Below are 19489 nucleotides of genomic sequence, written 5' to 3' on the forward strand. Positions count from 1 at the left end.
CATGGCCATATGTCTCTGCACCGGATCCGTCTGGGTAACGATCTGCTGCACGAATTCTTATTGCAATGGGCGGAATGGACGCCGGACAGTCCAGCCGTCATACAGTCGCGCGGCGACGGCGAATTCGACGTCATCACCTACGAGGGCCTGCTGCGCCAGGTGGAGGAGTACGCCGCCGGGCTCGACGCGGCCGGCCTCGACGTCGGCGACCGGGTCGTGCTGGAGTCGGACACCACCGCGGCCGGAATCGCGATGTTCCTGGCCTGCTCGGCGCGGGGCGTCACCTACATCCCGGTGAGCAGCGAGACCCCGGAGGCCCGGCGGCTGTCGATCGTCGGGTCGGCCGAGCCCGCGCTCTACCTGCGTGCCGCCGGACGGCCGGAGGTCGAGGTGCCGCCGGAGGTCGGGACCGGGGTGTTCGGCCCCGACGGGGTGTGGATCGACACCGCTCCCCGGGGCCGCCGGGCCGAGTGGCGCACGCCGATCCCGTCGGACCCGGCGTACATGATCTTCACGTCGGGCAGCACCGGCCGGCCGAAGGGGGTGGTGATGAGCCACCGGGCGGCCCTCGCCTTCTTCCGCGGGATGCTGGCCCACGAGATCGTCGGGCCCGGCGGGCGGGTGGCGTCCACGTCGCCGTTCCAGTTCGACTTCTCGCTGCTCGACATCGCGCTCGCCCTCGGCAGCGGCGCCGCCGTCGTGCCGGTGCCACGCGACCTGCTCCGCTGGCCCAGGCGGTTCGTCGGGTTCCTGCGCGACGCGCAGGTCACGCAGGTCAACGGGGTGCCGTCGATCTGGCGGCCGGTGCTGCGGCACGAGGCCGGCGCCCTCGCGGAGCTCACGCGGATCACCGGCATCCTCTACTCCGGCGAGAACTTCCCGCTTCCCGAGCTGCGGCGGCTCCAGGAGTTGCTGCCCGGCGTGCGGATCGTGAACTGCTTCGGCAGCACGGAGTCGATCGCCGCCTCCCTGACCGACGTGCCCAACCCGCTCCCGCCCGACCAGAAGCGCCTGTCCATCGGCCGTGCGCACCAGGGCGCGGATCTGATGCTGATCGGCGAGTCGGGCAACCCGATCAACACGCCCGGCGTCGTCGGCGAGCTCTACCTGCGCAGCGCCGCCCTGTTCAGCGGCTACTGGGACGACCCCGAGGCGACCGCGAGGGCGCTCGTGCCCGACCCCCTCAACCCGCGCTCCGGCCAGCCGGTCTTTCGTACGGGCGACCTCGCCTATCTCGGCGAGTCCGGCGAGCTGTACTTCTGCGGCCGGGCCGACTCGCAGGTGAAGATCCGCGGCAACCGGGTCGAGCTGGGCGAGGTGGAGCGGCGGATCCTCGAGTTCCCCGGCATCGCCGGGGCCGCGGCGACCATGCTGCCACGGCCGGGGGGAGATCCGGTGCTCGCGGCCTTCGTCGTGCTGGAGCCCGGCGCGCCCGCGCTGGAGCACCGCGACCTGGAGGCGTTCTGCCTGGCCACACTGCCCGACTACATGGCTCCGCAGCGCATCGTGCAGCTGCGTGAGCTGCCTCTCACGCCCAACGGGAAGGTGGACCGCCTGGCGCTGGCCGCCCAGCACGGGTGAGCCGCCCGGGCCACGAGCCGCGACCGGCCCTCGCGTCAGGCGCCTGACGCGAGGGCCGGTCGCTTCGTCGTACGGGAGTTCTCGTGGCCGGCCCGGCAGGACAGGGGCGAGGACGGAGCACGGGTATACGGACATGGACATGCCACGGCCCTCCCCGGTGGCTGGGGGTGGGACCACCGGGGAGGGCCGTGCCCTCGGGAGGGTGCTGCAAGCGAGCGGTGCTTCGGTCGATCGGTGCTTCGGTCGATCGGTGCTTCAGGCGATCGGATAGACCAGGCGATCAGTTTGGTTCAGCCGATCGCGGCGGCCTCCCGGGCGAGACGGGCCCGGTCGACCTTCCGGTTGGAGTTCAGCGGAAAGTCCTCGACGTGCCGGTACTCCCGGGGCAGCAGGCCGGACGGCAGCACCCGGCGGAGCCGGCCGGCCAACTCGGCCTGCGGGGTGGGCACGCCGGTGTAGAAGGTCACCAGCTCGGTGGTGCCCTCGACCGTACGCGTCACCGCGACGGCGTCCTGGACGCCGGGGCAGGAGCGCAGGGCGTGCTCGATCTCGGCGAGCTCCACCCGCCAGCCCTGGACCTGCACCTGCGAGTCCAGCCGTCCCAGATAGACCAGCTCGCCGTTCGGCAGGACGCGCACGCGGTCTCCGGTGCGATACCAGCCGCGGCCGTCGTGGTGCAGGAACCTGCCCTCGTTGTCGTCCGGGTCGAGATATCCCGAGGTGAGCTGCGGACCGGTGATGCACAGCTCGCCCTCGGTGTCGCTGTGCTCGCCGTCCGCGGTGCGCAGCAGCCAGTCGTGGCCCTCGTGCACCGTGCCGATCGGCGCGAGGCCGTTGACGCACAGCCCCGGCGAGGTCTCCGGCGACCAGCGGTGCCCGGTGACGGTGATGGTCAGCTCGGTCGGCCCGTAGATGTTCTCCAGGGTCGACCCGGGGGCGGCGGCCTGCCAGTCCGCGGCGTCGTCCCCGCGCAGCGCCTCGCCCGCGAACAGGCTCCAGCGGAGCGTCGGCATCGAGCCGGGCGTGAGGCCGCCCCTCTTGCGGACCAGGACGATGCCGCTCGGCGTGGAGAACCAGACGGTCATCCGCCGTTCGGCCAGGAAGGCCGGCAGGTCGAGGTAGGCGGTGGCCGGCACCGGGTGCACGCTCGCGCCCGCGCCCCACGCGCAGAACATGTCGAACATCGCGCAGTCGAAGTTCAGGTCGAACGTCTGCGAGAACACGTCGTCCGGGCCGAAGTCGTAGCGCTCGTCCATCAGCCGGAAGTAGTGGGCGGTGCTGGCGTGCGTGATCGGCACGCCCTTGGGCCGGCCCGTCGATCCGGAGGTGAACAGCAGGTACGCGATGTCGGTCGGCGCCACCGGCAGGGGGGCGTCGAGCGCCGTCCCGGCGGCGGGCCGGTCGACGCCGATCACCGGGATGTCCGTGCCCGACGCGGCGATCTCGGCGAGCACCCGCCGCCCGTGCCCGTCCGCGAGCACCACGGAGACGTCCGCGGCGGTCAGCATCCGCCGGGTCCGCTCCACCGGGAAGTCCGGGTGCAGCGGCGCGACCGCGGCCCCGGAGTAGAGCCCGGCGAGGATCCCGGCGTAGCTCTCCACGGACTTGCCGGCCAGCACACCGACCGCCTTCGGCCGTGCGCCCACGACGTCGAGCAGCGCGCCCGCCAGGCGGAGCGCGTGCTCGTGGAGCTCCGCGTAGGTGAGCACCCGATCGCCGTCCCTGACGGCCGGGCGATCGGGCGCCGCCGCGAGCCCGCGCAGGAAGCGGGCGTACAGCGCGTGGTCGTCGGTCACGCCGGTCATGTCACGGTGCTGAGCGTCGCCCAGAGCGCGCCCGGAGTGGCGAAGTTGCCGAGGCTGAGCATGTCGTCGCGGAAGCGGACCTGGTAGGTGCTCTCCAGCGTCGCGAGCAGGTCGACCATGCTCAGCGAGTCGAGGCCGAGGTCACGCAGGTCGCTGCTCTCCGTGAGCTGGGCCCCGTCCGGCAGGAACGGCAGGTGTTTGCGGAGTATGGTCTCGAATCGCTCGTCCCACATGATGGCTCTCTCCACGGGGTGGTCTTCTAGGAAGGGCTCGCCCCGGCTCGGGCGAGGTTCTCTTGCGCGGCGCGCCGCTGGGCCGCGCGGTGCTCCTGGGCGGCGCGGTCCCGCCGGCGCGGGCGGGTGGCCCAGCGCGGGTCGAGCGCGACGACCTCGAAGTTGCGGGTGGTGACGCCCACCCGGCCCCAGAGCTGGTCGGGGCCGGAGACGTACAGCTTCGTGACGCCCCGCTCCCGCAGCGTGCCGACGACGGCCGGCCAGCGGACCGGGCGGACGATCCCGTCGAGCAGGATGTCCCGGACGCCGGCCGCGGTGTCCCGAACGTCACCGTCCTGGTCCGCGACGACCGGAATCGCCGGGTCCGTGAACGTGAGCGTGGGGAACAGCTCGGCTTCCACCCTGTCCCGGAGGCCGCCGAAGGCGCGGCAGTGCAGGGGCGGGTCCATGACGTAGAGCGGAAGCCCGCCCTGCGCCCGCAGCCGGCTCCGCAGCCCGTCGAGCTCGTCGCGCCGTACGGACAGCATGTGGAAGTCGTCGTCGACGTGACAGGAGACTTCGTACCACTCGCCGCGTTCGTCCATCTCGGCGAGCAGTTCGGCCAGCCGCTCCTTCGGCACCCGCACGAACGACTGCGTCACCACGTCGGGGTGCTCGGCCGCGAAGTACTCGGTCTCGTAGCGCACCAGCTCGGCGGTGAGCCGCACTCCGTCGGCGAAGCCGAGCGCGCCGGAGTGGACGGCGGCCGCCTTGCCACCGAAACTCGCTCCGGCGCACAGGCCCGGTGCTATGCCGAACTCCTCCCGCGCCCAGGTCGCGAGCGCCACGCAGTTGACGAAGAAGGCGACCTGCGCGTATTCGGAATAGTCGCCGCTCGTCTCCCGGTAGCGCTCGAAGAGGTCATATCCCAGCACGTCGCCGGCGACCGCCACCAGCCGCCTGGCGACCGGGTTGACCAGCATGAACCTGGCCACGGTCGTGAAGTCGCACGGCCCCATGCCGGGAAAAACGATGGCGCTGTCCATGCTCAGAGGCGGCGGCCCGTGATGGGGAAGCCGGGGAACATGCCCGGCTTGACCTGGCCGTGCAGGACGCTGTCGTTGATCGTGGCGGTGAACTTCAGCTTGATCGGCATGGGCTTGGTCACCTTGAGCTTCCAGGTGACGGCGTTGCCGGTGACCTTGCCCTCCAGCAGCTCGGGGTTGGGCTCGTCGGTCCCGGTAAGCGCGCCGACCAGTTCCTCGCCGTTCGACTTCAGGTCGAAGAAAAGGGTCTGCTTGCCCATGGGGCTCTGCATTTCGACCGCCCACTTGCCGTCGACAGGCATGGCATTCCTCACATTCAAATAGCGGCTGATTCGGATTTCAACGTACACCGGCGGGGAACGCGGCGGCACCCTTAGTAACCCCAGACGAGACGAACACCGACAGCTTTTCTTCGAGCAGGTCGAGTTCGTCGCGGATATGCGGCAGGGAAAGGGGCCGTTCGGCGTAGAGCGCGGCCTCGCGCTGTTCGGCGGTCTGGCCGTAGAGCATGCTGGTCGCCGCGCGGAAGCGCAGCGCGCCGGGGTCGTCGCCGAGGTGGTGGCCGCCGAGCACCGCCACCCCGAAGTCGTCGAGCAGCACTCGCTGCAGGGACGCCGAGTCGGTGACGCCGTGCCAGTCGAGCCTCTCGCGCAGCGGTTCGAAGTCCGGGTAGACGTAGAAACCACCGGTCGGCGGGCGGCACAGCGCGCCCGCGCCGACCATGATCTCGTGGACGGCGTTCGCCACGACGCCGTGCAGGCGGGTGTCCGCGGCGATGCGGCGCACCACCTCGGGCGGCTCGGCGAACACGTACTCCGCCACGGCCTGCATGGGGCCGGCCAGGGTCGACCAGATCTCGCTGGCGACCGCGAGCACCTCGTCGCGGATCCGCTCCCCCCAGGGGCCCGACGGGAACCGGGCGGCGCCGATGCGCCAGCCGCCGAGCGCGATGCTCTTGCTCAGGCCGGTCAGCACGATCGTCCGGTCCGGCACGACCTCCGCCGGGCTCAGCACCGGGCGCCAGGGATCGTGCACGATGTCGCGGTAGATCTCGTCGGAGAGGATCAGCAGGTCCTCGCTCTCGGCGATCTCGCACAGCTCGCGGACGAGGGCCGGCGAGGCGACCGTGCCGGTCGGGTTGTCCGGCGTGGTGAGGACCAGGATGCGGGGGTTGTGCCCGGACGCGCGCGCGGACCGGATGGTCTCGCGCAGCGCCTCGGGCTCCGGCACGCCGCCGCACTCGTCCGGGATCGGCACCCCGAAGACCTGCTTGCCGGCCAGCCGCGCCTGCGGCGCGTAGGTGACCCAGGACGGCCTGGCCAGCAGGACGTCCCCGGGGAGCACCAGTTGCAGCGCCATCAGCAGCGGTTTGCTGCCCGGCGCGAGCACCGTCTGGTCGGCGTCGGTCGGCATGCGGCGGCGGGTGAAGTAGCCGGCCACCGCCGCACGCGCCTCGGCGGAGCCCGCCACCGGCCCGTACGCGTTGCGCGACGCGCCCTCCAGCAGGCGGGAGACCAGCGGCCGGAAGACCGGCAGCCGGGACTCGCCGAAGCCCAGGTGCACGATGGCGGCGCCCTCGGCCCTGCGCCGGGCGACGAGCTGGTCGAGCGCGAGGTTCGGGGAGACGCTACGACTGGACATGCGCCGCCTCCCTCGTCCACCGCCCGATCCGGGACGCGCCGCCGTCGATGGCGGTCATGATGTCGTCGGGGGTGTCCGGGTCGAGTTCGAGCTCGGTCAGCCAGGCGGCCGTCGGCGAGTAGTGCGCCCGGAAGGGACGGCCGACGAGCGACGGCTGGCGGGCCTGCATGAATCGCAGGCGGAAGTAGCGGCCCTGCGGGGTCTCCTCGACCCCGTCCACGATCACCTTGCCGGGGGTCGCGGACATGACCGGTCCGCGCACCGTCCGCGCGAGGCCGGGCAGGGTGCGGAACGCCCCGTGGAAGATCTCCACCGAGCGGGCGAGCGGCACCCGGAAGTAGGCGTGCGGCCCGGTGTCCCGCTCGACGAACTGGTAGTACGGCACCGCCCCGGCGGCGAACTCCAGCCGCCACAGCCGGGCCCAGGTGTCCACGTCGTCGTTGACGTACTTGATGAGCGGGGCCTGGCAGTACACCACGGCGCCGGTGCGCCGGATCCGGGCCAGCGCGGTGCGCGCCTCGTCGGTCTCCAGCTCACGGGGGTGGCTGTAGTGCGCCATCAGCGCGAGCGTCCGGCCCGAGGCCACCACCCGCTCGAACAGCCGCAGCAGGTCGTCGGCGTCGGGGTCGGTGGTGTACCGGTACGGCCAGTAGGCGGGCGACTTGCTGCCGATCCGGATCGTCCGGACGGTGTCCACGGCGAGCAGCGGCTCGATGTGGGCGCGCAGGCGCTCCGTCGTCATGATCATCGGGTCGCCGCCGGTGATCAGCACGTCCGAGACGTCGGGGTGCTGGCCGAGGTAGGTGATCAGCTGGTCGGGGTTCGGCGCGGCGAAGCGGAGGTCCGCGTCGCCGACGAACTGCGCCCACCGGAAGCAGTAGGTGCAGTAGGCGTGGCAGGTCTGGCCCTGGCTCGGGAAGTAGAGGACCGTCTCGCGGTACTTGTGCTGGAGGCCGGGAATCTGCACGTCGCCCAGGGTGGGCACGTTCAGCTCCTTCTGCCCGGACGGATGCGGGTTGAGGTCCGCGCGGATGGTCCGGACGGCCTCCTGGAGGCGGTTCCGGTCACCGGCGGCGCTCAGCACCGACAGGATCCGCTCCTGCTCGTCCGACAGCATCCCGCGCTGCGGGAACACCAGCCGGTAGATCGGGTCGTCGGGGACGCGGGTCCAGTCGATCAGCTGGGACAGGACGTAGTCGTTGACCCGGAACGGCAGCACGAGCGAGATCAGCCGGATCGCCTCGCGGGCGTCGCCGGAAAGCCCGTACCTGTCACCGATCTCATCAATATGACGAGGGCCGTAGGCGCGAAATCGCCCGACCTCCAAGGAACTGCCAGCAAGCAGCGTCATGCCGAAGTTCCTCCGATCTTCTGAGTCTGCTTGTTGCGAGCACTTGACGATAAATAGAATTCGGTCACCCGGTACACCCCTAATTACTCGTGCAGGCCCTTAGAATTCGCCTGCCCGCACGGGCGTCGCGCCGCGGTCCGGGATGCTCTCCAGGAACTCCCGGACAACCCGCAGGAAACGCTCCGGCTCCTCCAGATGCGGCAGGTGGCTGGAATCCTCGAAAATCTGCCAGCGGACGTCGGGAATGAGATCGGCGAACGGCTGGACGGCGGCCGGAGTCACCTCGTCGTGCCTGCCGGAGATGAGCAGCGTGGGCACGGCGATGTCGGGGCAGCAGTCGACGACGGAGTAGTCGCGCAGCGTGCCGTTGACGTGGAACTCACTCGGCCCGTTCATCGTGTAGTAGACGGCGGGGTCGTTGTGGATCTCCATCAGGGAGGCGATGAAGTCCCTGGGCAGCGGGTCGAGACGGCAGACGTGCCGGTCGTTGAAGACCTTCACGGCCCGCACGTACTCCGCGCTGTCGGTGGTGCCGGCCTCCTCGTGCCGGGTGAGCGTCTCCGCGACGTCCGGCGGGAGCGCGCGGCGGAGCACCGCCAGCTCCCGCAGCCACAGGGGGTACGACGCCGGGGAGTTCGCGATGATCAGCCCGCGCAGGCCGGACGGCCGCGTCGCCGCGTGCCGCGCGGCCAGCACGCCGCCCCAGGAATGGCCGAGCAGCGTGTAATCGCCGGCGATGCCGAGCGCGCCCAGCAGATTCTCCAGTTCGTCCAGGAACAACTGGGGAGTCCAGAAATCGGCGCCCCGGCCGGGCAGGCGGGTCGAGCCGCCGTTTCCCAGCTGGTCGTAGTGGACGACCGGCCGGCCGTGCCCGGCGAGCTCGGCGATATTGCGCAGATAATCGTGGGTGCTGCCGGGACCGCCGTGCGCGACCACCAGAGGCGGCACGCCCGTTCGCAAATCGCCGGTCACCCGATACCACGTCCGGTATTCACCGAAGGGCACGGTGCCCTTCGCGTTCGGCGCGAGAGCCATGGTTATTCCTCGAATCAGCCGGAACTCGGATCAGCTGCGAATGGCGTCAGCCGGAAATGGACTGCAGCCATTCGTCGACGACCCGCGCCGTGACGTGCGCGCGCTCGTCGATCATGGTGAAGTGGTTCGCCTGCACCTGCCGTACGGTGTGCGCGGCGTCCCACGACGTGGCCTGCCAGCCGTCCTCGGGCTCGGGGCCGAGGAACGACTCGGTGCACTGGGCGAACAGCACCGGCGCGGACACCGTGCCGATGGCGAGGTCGGGCAGCATGTCGAACCAGCAGCCCATGCCGGACAGCCGGGCGCTGTCGAAGCCGCCGAACATCTCCTCGACGTCGAACAGGCCCGCCGCGAGCTGCTGCATCGGGATCGCCTGCCCGGCGCCCTCGTGCAGCTTGAAGGTGTCGAGGAGGACCAGGCCGCTGGGCGTGGTCCCGTACCGCTCCTCCAGGCACGCGGCGGTCGCGTGGGCGAGGGTGCCGCCGGAGGAGTAGCCGAGCAGCACGAACGGCTCGCCCTCCGCAGCCGCGAGGACCGCCTCGGCCAGCGCGAGCACGCCCGCCTCCGGCGTCGCGGGCAGGCTGTCGCCGGCCGCGAATCCCGGCGTCGGGATGGCCGAGACGTGCCGGGGGGTGAGGTGCCGTACGAGCCGGGCGTGCTGGTGCACGCCGCCGGTGACCATCGGCGTCGACAGGCAGATCAGCCGCGGCCGGGCCGGGCCGTCGGCGAGCTGCACCGCCGGGATCGGCCCGCCGAGGTCGGCCGGGGTGGTGAACTTCGGCCGCAGGTTGGAGACCGCGCGTAGCAGGTCGAACGCCCCCGCCACCTGGTTGTCGGTGATCGCGGCGCGGAACAGGGCGCTCAGCGTGTCGGGCGCCCGCTCCCCCGCCGCCGGCGTGACGGCCGCCCCCGGCGCGGGAGCCCCGGCCGGCGTGACCGCCATCTCGTCGTGCAGGTACGCCGCGAGCTCACGCGGCGTCTTGCTGTCGAACACCACCATCGGCGGCAGCCGCAGGCCGGTGGCCGCGTTGAGGCCGTTGCGCAGTTCCATCGCCGACAGCGAGTCGAACCCGGACTCCAGGAAGTCCTTGTCGAGGTCGACGTCGGCGGCCCCGGCGTGGCCGAGCAGCACGGCGGCGACGCCCCGCACCAGGTCCTCCAGCGCGGCCTTCCGCTCCGGCTCGCCGAGACCGGCCAGCCGGTCGCGGAACGCTCCCGGGTCGGCCTGGCCGACGCTCGCGCGGCGCCGCCCCGTACCCGCGAGGCCGCGCAGCAGAGCGGGCGGCTCGCCGGGACGGGAGCGGAGCGCGGCGCGGTCGACGCTCAGCGGTGTGAGCGCCGGGTACGGCGACGCCAGCGCCGCGTCGAACAACGCCAGGCCCTCCTCGGCGGTCAGCGGCGGCAGGCCCTGGCGGCGGAGCCGGTGCAGGTCGGTGTCGCTGAGCCACTGGCTCAGCCCCGTGTCCACGTCCCAGAGGCCGAACGCCATCGCGGTGGCCGGCAGGCCGCTCGCGTGCCGGTGGACGGCCAGTGCGTCCAGGAAGACGTTGGCCGCCGCGTAGCTGGACTGCCCGGCGGCGAGCACCTGGCCGCCGGCCGAGGAGAACAGCGCGAACACCGTCAGGTCGAGGTCGCGGGTCAGCTCGTGCAGGTGCCAGGCGGCGTCGGCCTTGGGCCGCAGCACGCCGTCCAGCCGCTCCGGCGTCATCGTGGACACCAGGCCGTTGTCGCCGATACCGGCCACGTGCACCACGCCGCCGAGCGGGTGCTCGGCGGGCACGTCCGCCAGCAGCGCGGCCAGCTGGTCGCGGTCGGAGACGTCGCAGGCGGCGACGGTGACCGAGGCGCCGTGCCCGGACAGCTCGGCCACCAGCTCGGGGGCGCCCGCGGCGGCCAGGCCGCTGCGGCTGGTCAGCAGCAGGTGCCGTACGCCGTGCCGGACCACGAGATGCCGCGCGACGAGGCTGCCGAGCCCGCCCGTGCCTCCCGTGACGAGCACGGTGCGGTCCGGACGCCACGGCGACTCCGGCGCTTCGGCCGCCGCCGGGACGGGCATCAGCCGCGGCGCACCGGCCACGCCGTTCCGCACGATCACCTCGGGCTCCCGCGACGCGACCGCCTGGGCGACCACCGCGGGGGTCTCGGTGCCGTCCAGGTCGAGGACGGTGAACCGGCCCGGGTTCTCCGCCTGCGCGGCCCGCAGCACACCCCAGACCGGCGCGAGCCCCGGGTCGACGGTGAGCGCGGCCGGTGCGGCGGGCGCGGCGTCGGAGGTGACCACGACCAGCCGGGAGTCGACCAGCCGCTCGTCGGCGAGCCAGTCGCGCACCACGGTCAGCACGGCGTCCGCCGCGCCGCGGACGTCGGCCAGGACATCGCCGGTGCCCGGGGCGGGGCAGCGGACGATCGCCACCTCCGGCGCCGCCGGGAGGGCGGCCAGCGCGGCGACGTCGTCCACGGCGGGGATGCCGAGGCCGAACTCGTCCGCGCCGAGCGCCACCCAGGCGTGAGTGGCCGGTTCGGCCTGCGAGCCGGGCAGCTCGCTCCATTCCGGGCGCAGCAGCGTCTCCAGTCCGCCCGGCCGGCTCGCCGCGAGCTGCTCGGGCGAGATCGCCCGCAGCGTCAGGCGCTCGACCGAGGCGACCGGCGTACCGGCCGGATCGGCGATGTCCAGCGCCAGCGTGTTCTCACTGAGCCAGGTCAGCCGCACCCGCAGGGCCCGCGCGCCCACCGCGTGCAGCGCGACCCCGTGCCAGGCGAACGGCAGCAGCGTGCGCTCCGTGTCGTCCGCCTCGTCGGGTACGGCGAAGCTCAGCCCGTGCATGGCGGCGTCGAGCAGCGCGGGGTGGAGGCCGAAGAGGGCGGCGTCCTGGTGTTCCTGGTCGGGCAGGGCGACTTCGGCGTACAGTTCCTCGCCGTGCCGCCAGGCCGCCTGCAGGCCCTGGAAGGCCGGGCCGTAGCCGTAGCCGCGTTCGTTGAGGATCGCGTAGGCGTCGGTGAGGTCCACCGCGGTGGCCTCGGCCGGAGGCCACTGGCTCAGGTCCGCACCGGCCGGGGTGGGAGTGGCCGGGCCGGTGGCCAGGACGCCCTCGGCGTGCAGCGTCCAGGGCAGGTCGGCCGGGGCCTGCGCGCCCCGCGAGTAGATCGCCACCGTACGGCGGCCGTCGCCGTCGGCGGCGCCGACCACCACCTGCACCTGCACCGCGCCCTCACCGGACCCGGCCGCCCCGCCCGGCAGCACCAGCGGCGCCGCCAGCGTCAGCTCCTCCACCTGCGCGCACCCGGTGTGCTCGGCCGCGTGCAACGCCAGCTCCACCAGACCCGTCCCCGGCAACAGCACACTGCCGAACACCTGGTGATCGGCCAGCCACGGATGACTCCGTACGGAGAGCCGGCCGGTGAAGACCACCGCGTCCGAGTCGGGGGCGGGGATCGCGGCGCCGAGCAGCGGGTGCTCGACCGTCGCGAGCCCTGCCGACTCGGCGTTCACGCCGTCGCGGTTCGGCGGCACCCAGTAGTGCTGACGCTGGAAGGCGTAGGTGGGCAGGTCGATGCGGCGGGCGCCGGTCTCGGCGTAGAAGGCCTGCCAGTCGACCGGAACTCCGGCGGTGTGCAGCTGGCCGAGGGCCGCCACGACCGTGCCGGGCTCGGGCCGCTCGGCCCGCATGGTGGCGGTGAAGACCGCGCTGTCGGCTGCCTCGTCGAGGGTCTGCTGGGCCATCGCGGTCAGCACCGCGTCCGGGCCCAGCTCCACGAACCGGGTCACCCCCTGCGCGGCCAGGGTGGTCACCGCGTCGGCGAACCGCACCGCGCCCCGCACCTGGCCCACCCAGTACTCCGGAGTGCCGAACTCGGTGTCGGCCAGCCCGCCGGTGACGGTGGACACGATCGGAATGGACGCCGGCCCGTAGGTCAGCGAGTCTGCGACTTCGGCGAAGTCGGCGAGCATCGGCTCCATCAGGTGGGAGTGGAAGGCGTGGGAGACCCGCAACCGGCGCGTCTTCCGCCCCTGCTCCGCCAACCGCTCCGCCAGAGCAAGCACCGGGCCCTCCTGCCCGGACACGACCACCGCACGCGGCCCATTGATGGCGGCGATGTCCACCCCGTCCGTCAGCAGAGGCAGTACCTCGTCTTCGGTGGCCTGGACCGCGACCATCGCCCCACCCGCCGGGAGGGCCTGCATCAGCCGGCCCCGCGCCGCCACCAGGCGGCACGCGTCGCTGAGAGTCAGCATGCCCGCCACGTGGGCGGCGGCCAGCTCACCCACGGAGTGCCCGGCCAGGTAGTCGGGCCGCACCCCCCACGACTCGACGAGGCGGAACAGGGCCACCTCCACCGCGAACAACCCCGCCTGCGCGTACGCGGTCTGGTCGACCGTCTCGGCATCCTCGCCCCAGATCACCTCACGCAACGGCCGATCCAGGTGCGCGTCCAACTCGGCGACAACCGCGTCGAACGCCTGCGCGAACACCGGGAACGCGGCGTGCAGTTCGCGGCCCATGCCGAGCCGCTGGGCGCCCTGACCGGTGAACAACACACCCAGCTTCCCGGTGGAGCGGGCGACGCCCTGCACCACCCCAGGAGCAGTACGGCCCTCGGCCACCGCCGCCAGCCCGTCCAGCAGGGCGGCACGGTCGCCGCCGGTGACCACGGCCCGACGCTCGAACGACGCCCGCGTCGTCGCCAGCGACAACCCGACATCCGCGACACTCAGGGCGGGACGGTCCTGCACGAAGGACAGCACACGCGCCGCCTGCCCGGCCAACGCGTCCGGCGTCTTGCCCGACACCACCCACGCCACCGGAGCGACCAAACCGACCGGAGTTCCGGCCTGGGCCGCGTCGGCGGCCGGGACCAGGGCGACACCCTCGCCTGCGGCGGGGGCAGCGCCCTCACCCGACTGCGAGTCAGCGGTGCCATCGGCGAGCACCACACCCGCGACCAGTGCGGCGGGAACCGGGGCGGGAGCGTTTGCGGAGCTGAAATCGGCGGCGAGGTCGGCGGGGGCCTGCTCGATGATGACGTGGGCGTTCGTGCCGCTGATGCCGAACGACGACACACCCGCGCGGCGCGGGCGGTCCACCTCCGGCCACGGCATCGCCTCGGTCAGCAACTGCACCTGCCCCGCCGACCACTCCACGTGCGGGGACGGCTCGTCCACGTGCAGCGTCTTCGGCAACTCCCCGTGCCGGATCGCCTCCACCATCTTGATGACACCGCCCACACCGGCGGCCGCCTGCGCGTGACCGATGTTCGACTTCAGCGACCCCAGCCACAACGGCCGGTCCTCCGGACGCTCCTGCCCGTAGGTCGCCAGCACCGCCTGCGCCTCGATCGGGTCACCCAGCGTGGTGCCGGTCCCGTGACCCTCGACGACGTCCACGTCCTGCACCGACAACCGCGCGTTGGCGAGGGCCTGGCGGATCACCCGCTGCTGGGAGGGGCCGTTCGGGGCCGTGAACCCGTTCGACGCACCGTCCTGGTTCACCGCCGAACCCCGGATCACGGCGAGCACCCGGTGCCCGAGCCGGCGCGCGTCCGACAGGCGCTCCATGAGCAGCAGTCCGGCGCCTTCCGCCCAGGCCGCGCCGTTGGCGCCGGCCGCGAACGACCGGCAGCGGCCGTCCGGCGACAACCCACGCTGCCGGGAGAACTCGATGAACATGGCCGGTTCGGACATCACGGTGACCCCGCCGGCCAGCGCCAGGGAGCACTCCCCCGACTTGAGCGCCTGCCCGGCCAGGTGCAGCGCGACCAGCGACGACGAGCAGGCGGTGTCGACGGTGAGGGCCGGGCCCTCCAGCCCGAGGGTGTAGGCCACCCGGCCGGAGACGAGGCTGCCACCGCTGCTGCTGGCGACGCCGACGCCCTGCCCGTAGTCGTGGTACATCACCCCGGCGAAGACCCCGGTCTTGCTGCCCCGCAGCGCTCCCGGGTCGATGCCCGCGCGCTCGAACGCCTCCCAGGAGGTCTCCAGCAGCAACCGCTGCTGCGGGTCCATCATCACCGCTTCGTTCGGGGAGATCCCGAAGAAGCCCGGGTCGAACTCGGCCGCGTCGTACAGGAACCCGCCGTTGCGGGCGTACGTCTTGCCGGGGACACCCGGCTCCGGGTCGTAGATGCCCTCGACGTCCCAGCCGCGGTCGGCGGGGAACTCGCCCACCGCGTCGACGCCGTCGGTGACCAGCCGCCACAGGTCCTCCGGCGAGGCCACCCCGCCGGGATACCGGCAGGCCATGCCGATGATCGCGATCGGCTCGTCGTCGAACGGCGCCTGCACGGCGACGCCGGCCTCGTCCCGCGTGCCGCTGAGCGTCTCGCCGATGTGCTCGGCCACCGCGAGCGCGCTCGGGTAGTCGAAGACGAGGGTCGCGGGCAGCCGCAGGCCGGTGGCCTCGCCCAGCACGTTGCGCAGTTCGACCGCCGACAGCGAGTCGAAGCCGAGCTCCTGAAAGGCGCGGTCCGGCTCGATCGCGTCGGCCGACGCGTGGCCGAGCACCGCCGCGACCGTGGACCTCACCAGGTCGAGCAGCGCGGCCGAACGCTCCGCCTCGCCGAGCCCGGCGAGCCGCTGCCGCAGCACCTCTCCACCGCCCGAACGGGCCGCCTGCCGGATCGGCACCCGTACGAGGCCGCGCAGCAGATGGGGAAGCTGCTCCGGCTTGGCGCGCAGGGCCACCGGGTCGATGCGCAGCGGCACGCGTACGGCGCCGGGGGCGGCGAGGGCCGCGTCGAAGAGGGCCAGGCCGTCCTCCGCGGTGAGCGCGGGATAGCCCATGCGCCGCATGCGGGTGAGGTCGGCGTCGCTCAGCAGCGCGCCGAGACCGGCGTCCACGCCCCACAGGCCGTACGCCATCGACGTGGCGGGCAGGCCCTGGGCGTGCCGATGCGTGGCGAGCGCGTCGAGGAAGACGTTCGCGGCGGCGTAGTTGCCCTGACCGGCGGCGAGGACCATGCCGCCCGCGGAGGAGAGCAGCACGAACGCGGCCAGGTCGAGGTCCTTGGTCAGCTCGTGCAGGTGCCACGCGGCGTCGGCCTTCGGCGCGAGCACGGCGGCCAGCCGTTCCGGGGTCAGCGCGCCGACGAGGCCGTTGTCGGCGACGCCGGCGGCGTGCACGACGGCGGTCAGCGGACGCTCCGCCGGGACGGCCGCCAGCACCTCGGCCAGCGCGTCGCGGTCGGCGGCGTCACAGGCGGCTATGGTCACCTCGGCGCCGAGGGCGGTGAGCTCGTCGCGAAGCTCCGCCGCGCCCGGCGCGTCCGGGCCCCGCCGGCTGGTGAGCACGAGCGAGCGCACGCCGTACGCCGTGACCAGGTGGCGGGCGAGCAGCCCGCCGAGGCCGCCGGTGCCGCCGGTGATGAGCGCGGTTCCCTCGGGGTCCAGTGCCGGGGCGGTCGCCTCGGCCGGCCGCGCGGGCCGTACGAACCGGGGGACGAGGACCTCGCCGGCCCGGATCGCGGCCTCCGGCTCGGCCGACGCGATCGCGGCGGCGACCGCGCCGGGCGAGCCGGGGTGGTCGTCGACGTCCAGCAGGGCGAACCGGCCGGGGTTCTCCGCGATCGCGGCCCGCACCAGGCCCCACACGGGCGCCTGGGCCAGCGCCACGTCGTCGGCCTCTCCGGTCGCGACCGCGCTCCGGGTGACCACGACCAGCCTCGCGTCGGCGAACCGGTCCTCGGCCAGCCACTCCTGCACGATCTCCAGCACGGCGGTCGTCACCGGCCGGACGCCGGACGGAACGTCCGCGGCGGGCGCGTCCGGCGCCTGCCAGACCACGGTGCCGGGAACGACGGCCGCGTCCGCCAGCGCCCGCAGGCTCTCGACGACAGGCACGCCGTCGGGGACCGGACCCGTGCCCAGAACAGCCCAGTTCGTGTCGTCCGATGCGGCCGCCAGCGGGCTCCACTCGATGCCGAACAACGCCTCGTCGGCGACGTCCCGCGTCGCGCTGAGCTGGTCGACCGACACCGGCCGGGACACCAGCGACGCGACCGTGAGCACGGGCCGGCCGGTCGCGTCGGCGACGTTCAGCGCCAGGCCGCGGGTGGCCGACGGCGCGAGGCGTACCCGCGCCGCGGGCGCGCCGGTGGCGTGCAGCGACACGCCGCCCCAGACGAACGGGAGGACCGTCTCGCCCTCGCCGCTCCCGTCGCCGTCCACCAGAATCGCGTGCATCGACGCGTCGAGGAGCGCGGGGTGGAGCCCGAAGAGGGCGGCGTCCTGGTGCGCCTGGTCGGGCAGGGCGACCTCGGCGAACAGGTCCTCGCCGCGCCGCCAGGCCGCGCGCAGCCCCTGGAAGGTCGGGCCGTAGCCGTAGCCGGCGGCGAGCAGCTCCTCGTACGCGCCCTGCACGTCGATCGGCGTCGCGCCCCGCGGCGGCCACTGTTCGAGCGACTCCCCCCGGACGTCCGGTCCCTCGGCCAGCACGCCCTGGGCGTGTACGGTCCAGTTCTCCGCGTCGTGGTCGGGGCGGGACCGCACCAGCAGCGGCCGCCGGCCGGCGTCGTCCGCGGCCCCGACGACGACCTGCACCGCCAGGCCGTCGCGGTAGGCGCCCTCCGGCAGCACCAGCGGCGCCTGGAGAGTGAGCTCCTCCAGGATCGGGCACCCGGCCTTGTCCCCGGCGTGGATGGCCATCTCCACGAAGCCGGTGCCCGGCAGCAGGACGTTCCCGTACACCTGGTGATCGGCCAGCCATGGGTGGGTGTGGACCGACAGCCTGCCGGTGAGGACCAGGCCCCCGGAGTCGGGCAGGGGGATGACGGCGCCGAGCAGCGGGTGCTCGACGGCCTCCAGCCCGGCGGAGGACAGGTTGCCGACGTAGTCGGCCGCCCAGGACTCGGACAGGTAGTCGTAGGTGTCGAGCCAGTAGCGCTCGCGCTGGAAGGCGTAGGTGGGCAGGTCGACGCGAGTGGCGCCGGTCTCGGCGTAGAAGGCCTGCCAGTCGACCGGCACGCCGGTGGTGTGGAGCTGACCGAGGGCCGCGACGACGGTGCCGGGCTCGGGCCGCTCGGCCCGCATGGTGGCGGTGAAGACCGCGGTGTCGGCCTCGTCGAGGATCTGCTGGACCATCGCGGTCAGCACCGCGTCCGGGCCCAGCTCCACGAACCGGGTCACGCCCTGCGCGGCGAGGGTGGTCACCGCGTCGGCGAACCGCACCGCGCCCCGCACCTGGTCCACCCAGTACTGTGCCGTGCCCAGCTCATCGCCGGCGAGGGCGCCGGTGACCGTGGACACGATCGGGATCCGCGGCGCGTCGAACGCCACCGTGCCGGCCACCTCGGCGAAGTCGGCCAGCATCGGGTCCATCATGTGGGAGTGGAAGGCGTGGGAGACCCGCAGCTGGCGGGTCTTGCGTCCCCGGGCGGCGAACTGCGCGGCCAGCGCCATCACCGGAGCTTCCTGTCCGGAGATGACCACCGCGCGGGGGCCGTTGATCGCGGCGATGTCCACTCCGTCGGTCAGGAGGGGGGTCATCTCGTCTTCGGTGGCCTGGACGGCGACCATCGCCCCGCCGGGCGGGAGGGCCTGCATCAGCCGGCCCCGGGCCGCGACCAGGCGGGACGCGTCGGCGAGCGACAGCATCCCGGCGACGTGTACGGCGGCCAGCTCGCCGATGGAGTGCCCGGCCAGGTAGTCGGGCCGCACCCCCCACGACTCCAGCAGACGGAACAGCGCCACCTCGACGGCGAACAGTCCGGCCTGCGCGTACGCGGTCTGGTCGGCGAGAACGGGGTCGGCGCCCCAGATCACCTCACGGAGCGGGCGGTCCAGGTGCGTGTCCAGCTCGGCGACGACGGCGTCGAAGGCTTCGGCGAAGACCGGGAAGGCCGCGTGGAGTTCCTGGCCCATGCCGAGGCGCTGGGCGCCCTGACCGGTGAACAGCATACCGATCTTGCCACCGGACCGGGCGATGCCCTGCACCACGCCGGGAGCGGTGCGGGTCTCGGCCACCGCGGCGAGCCTCGCCAGCAGGGTGGCGCGGTCGCCGCCGGTCACCACGGCCCGACGCTCGAAGGACGTCCGCGTCGTCGCCAGCGAGTAGCCGATGTCGGCGATGCCGAGGGAGGGGTTGTCCTGAGCGTAGGACAGCACCCGGGCCGCCTGCCCGGCCAGCGCGTCCGGCGTCTTGCCCGACAGCACCCACGCCACCTGGGCCGTGCTCTCACCCTCGCCTTCGCCCTCGATCGGCGTGGGAGCGGGGGCCTCTGCGGGAGTGAGGTCGGCGGGGGCCTGCTCGATGATGACGTGGGCGTTGGTCCCGCTGATGCCGAACGACGACACACCCGCCCGGCGGGGACGGTCCACCTCCGGCCACGGCATCGCCTCGGTCAGCAACTGAACCTGACCGGCCGACCACTCGATGTGCGGGGACGGCTCGTCCACGTGCAGCGTCTTGGGCAGCACCCCGTGCCGGATCGCCTGCACCATCTTGATGATCCCACCGACACCGGCCGCCGCCTGCGCGTGACCGATGTTCGACTTGAACGATCCCAGCCACAACGGCCGCTCCTGCGGGCGGTCCTGCCCGTAGGTGGCCAGCACGGCCTGGGCCTCGATCGGGTCGCCGAGGGTGGTGCCGGTCCCGTGGCCTTCGACGACGTCGACGTCCTGCACCGACAAGCGGGCGTTGGCCAGCGCCTGGCGGATCACCCGCTCCTGCGACGGACCGTTCGGCGCCGTCAGGCCATTCGACGCGCCGTCCTGGTTCACCGCCGTACCCCGCACCACCGCGAGCACCCGGTGCCCGAGCCGGCGCGCGTCCGACAACCGCTCCACCAGCAGCACACCACAGCCCTCGGCCCACGCCGTGCCGT

The 19489-nt window shown here is 73.2% G+C and carries 9 protein-coding genes; 1 reads left to right on the forward strand and 8 read right to left on the reverse strand.

Translation table 11 applies throughout. From position 1 onward, the window contains the following. Window positions 1–60 precede the first annotated feature (60 nt). Window positions 61–1581 carry an AMP-binding protein gene (locus F5972_RS34160; protein ID WP_225312147.1) on the forward strand — a complete coding sequence of 507 codons (1521 nt, stop codon included), beginning with the start codon at window positions 61–63 and terminating at the stop codon, window positions 1579–1581. Between the two features lie 290 nt (window positions 1582–1871). Here the strand turns inward: F5972_RS34160 and F5972_RS34165 are convergent, their stop codons facing one another. The 8 genes from F5972_RS34165 to F5972_RS34200 all read right to left on the reverse strand — a co-directional run. Beyond that, the gene (locus F5972_RS34165) at window positions 1872–3386 is read right to left on the reverse strand and encodes an amino acid adenylation domain-containing protein (RefSeq protein ID WP_150939834.1); all 1515 of its coding nucleotides are present in this window, start codon (window positions 3384–3386) and stop codon (window positions 1872–1874) included. Next, window positions 3383–3634 carry an acyl carrier protein gene (locus F5972_RS34170; protein WP_225312148.1) on the reverse strand — a complete coding sequence of 84 codons (252 nt, stop codon included), beginning with the start codon at window positions 3632–3634 and terminating at the stop codon, window positions 3383–3385. The genes F5972_RS34165 and F5972_RS34170 overlap by 4 nt, the downstream gene beginning before the upstream one ends. Before the next feature lie 11 nt (window positions 3635–3645). Next, on the reverse strand, window positions 3646–4644 hold the full coding sequence (locus tag F5972_RS34175; RefSeq protein WP_225312149.1) for an ACP S-malonyltransferase: 999 nt from the start codon (window positions 4642–4644) through the stop codon (window positions 3646–3648). 2 nt (window positions 4645–4646) lie between these two features. Next, window positions 4647–4946 carry a hypothetical protein gene (locus F5972_RS34180; RefSeq protein WP_111699609.1) on the reverse strand — a complete coding sequence of 100 codons (300 nt, stop codon included), beginning with the start codon at window positions 4944–4946 and terminating at the stop codon, window positions 4647–4649. 37 nt (window positions 4947–4983) lie between these two features. Continuing rightward, entirely contained in the window at window positions 4984–6285 is a 1302-nt protein-coding gene (locus tag F5972_RS34185; protein WP_150939835.1) for a pyridoxal phosphate-dependent aminotransferase, read from the reverse strand. Continuing rightward, the gene (locus F5972_RS34190) at window positions 6272–7636 is read right to left on the reverse strand and encodes a KamA family radical SAM protein (protein ID WP_150939838.1); all 1365 of its coding nucleotides are present in this window, start codon (window positions 7634–7636) and stop codon (window positions 6272–6274) included. Before F5972_RS34190 ends, F5972_RS34185 begins: the two co-directional genes overlap by 14 nt. 99 nt (window positions 7637–7735) lie before the next feature. After that, a complete protein-coding gene (locus tag F5972_RS34195; protein ID WP_150939840.1) occupies window positions 7736–8671 on the reverse strand; it encodes a proline iminopeptidase-family hydrolase in 936 nt (311 codons plus the stop codon). Between the two features lie 46 nt (window positions 8672–8717). Continuing rightward, a partial coding sequence (locus F5972_RS34200) for a type I polyketide synthase (protein WP_150939842.1) occupies window positions 8718–19489 on the reverse strand: 10772 nt, incomplete at its 5' end.

It is taken from the genome of Microbispora cellulosiformans (assembly GCF_008728085.1).
GTDB classification, from domain to species: domain Bacteria; phylum Actinomycetota; class Actinomycetes; order Streptosporangiales; family Streptosporangiaceae; genus Microbispora; species Microbispora amethystogenes.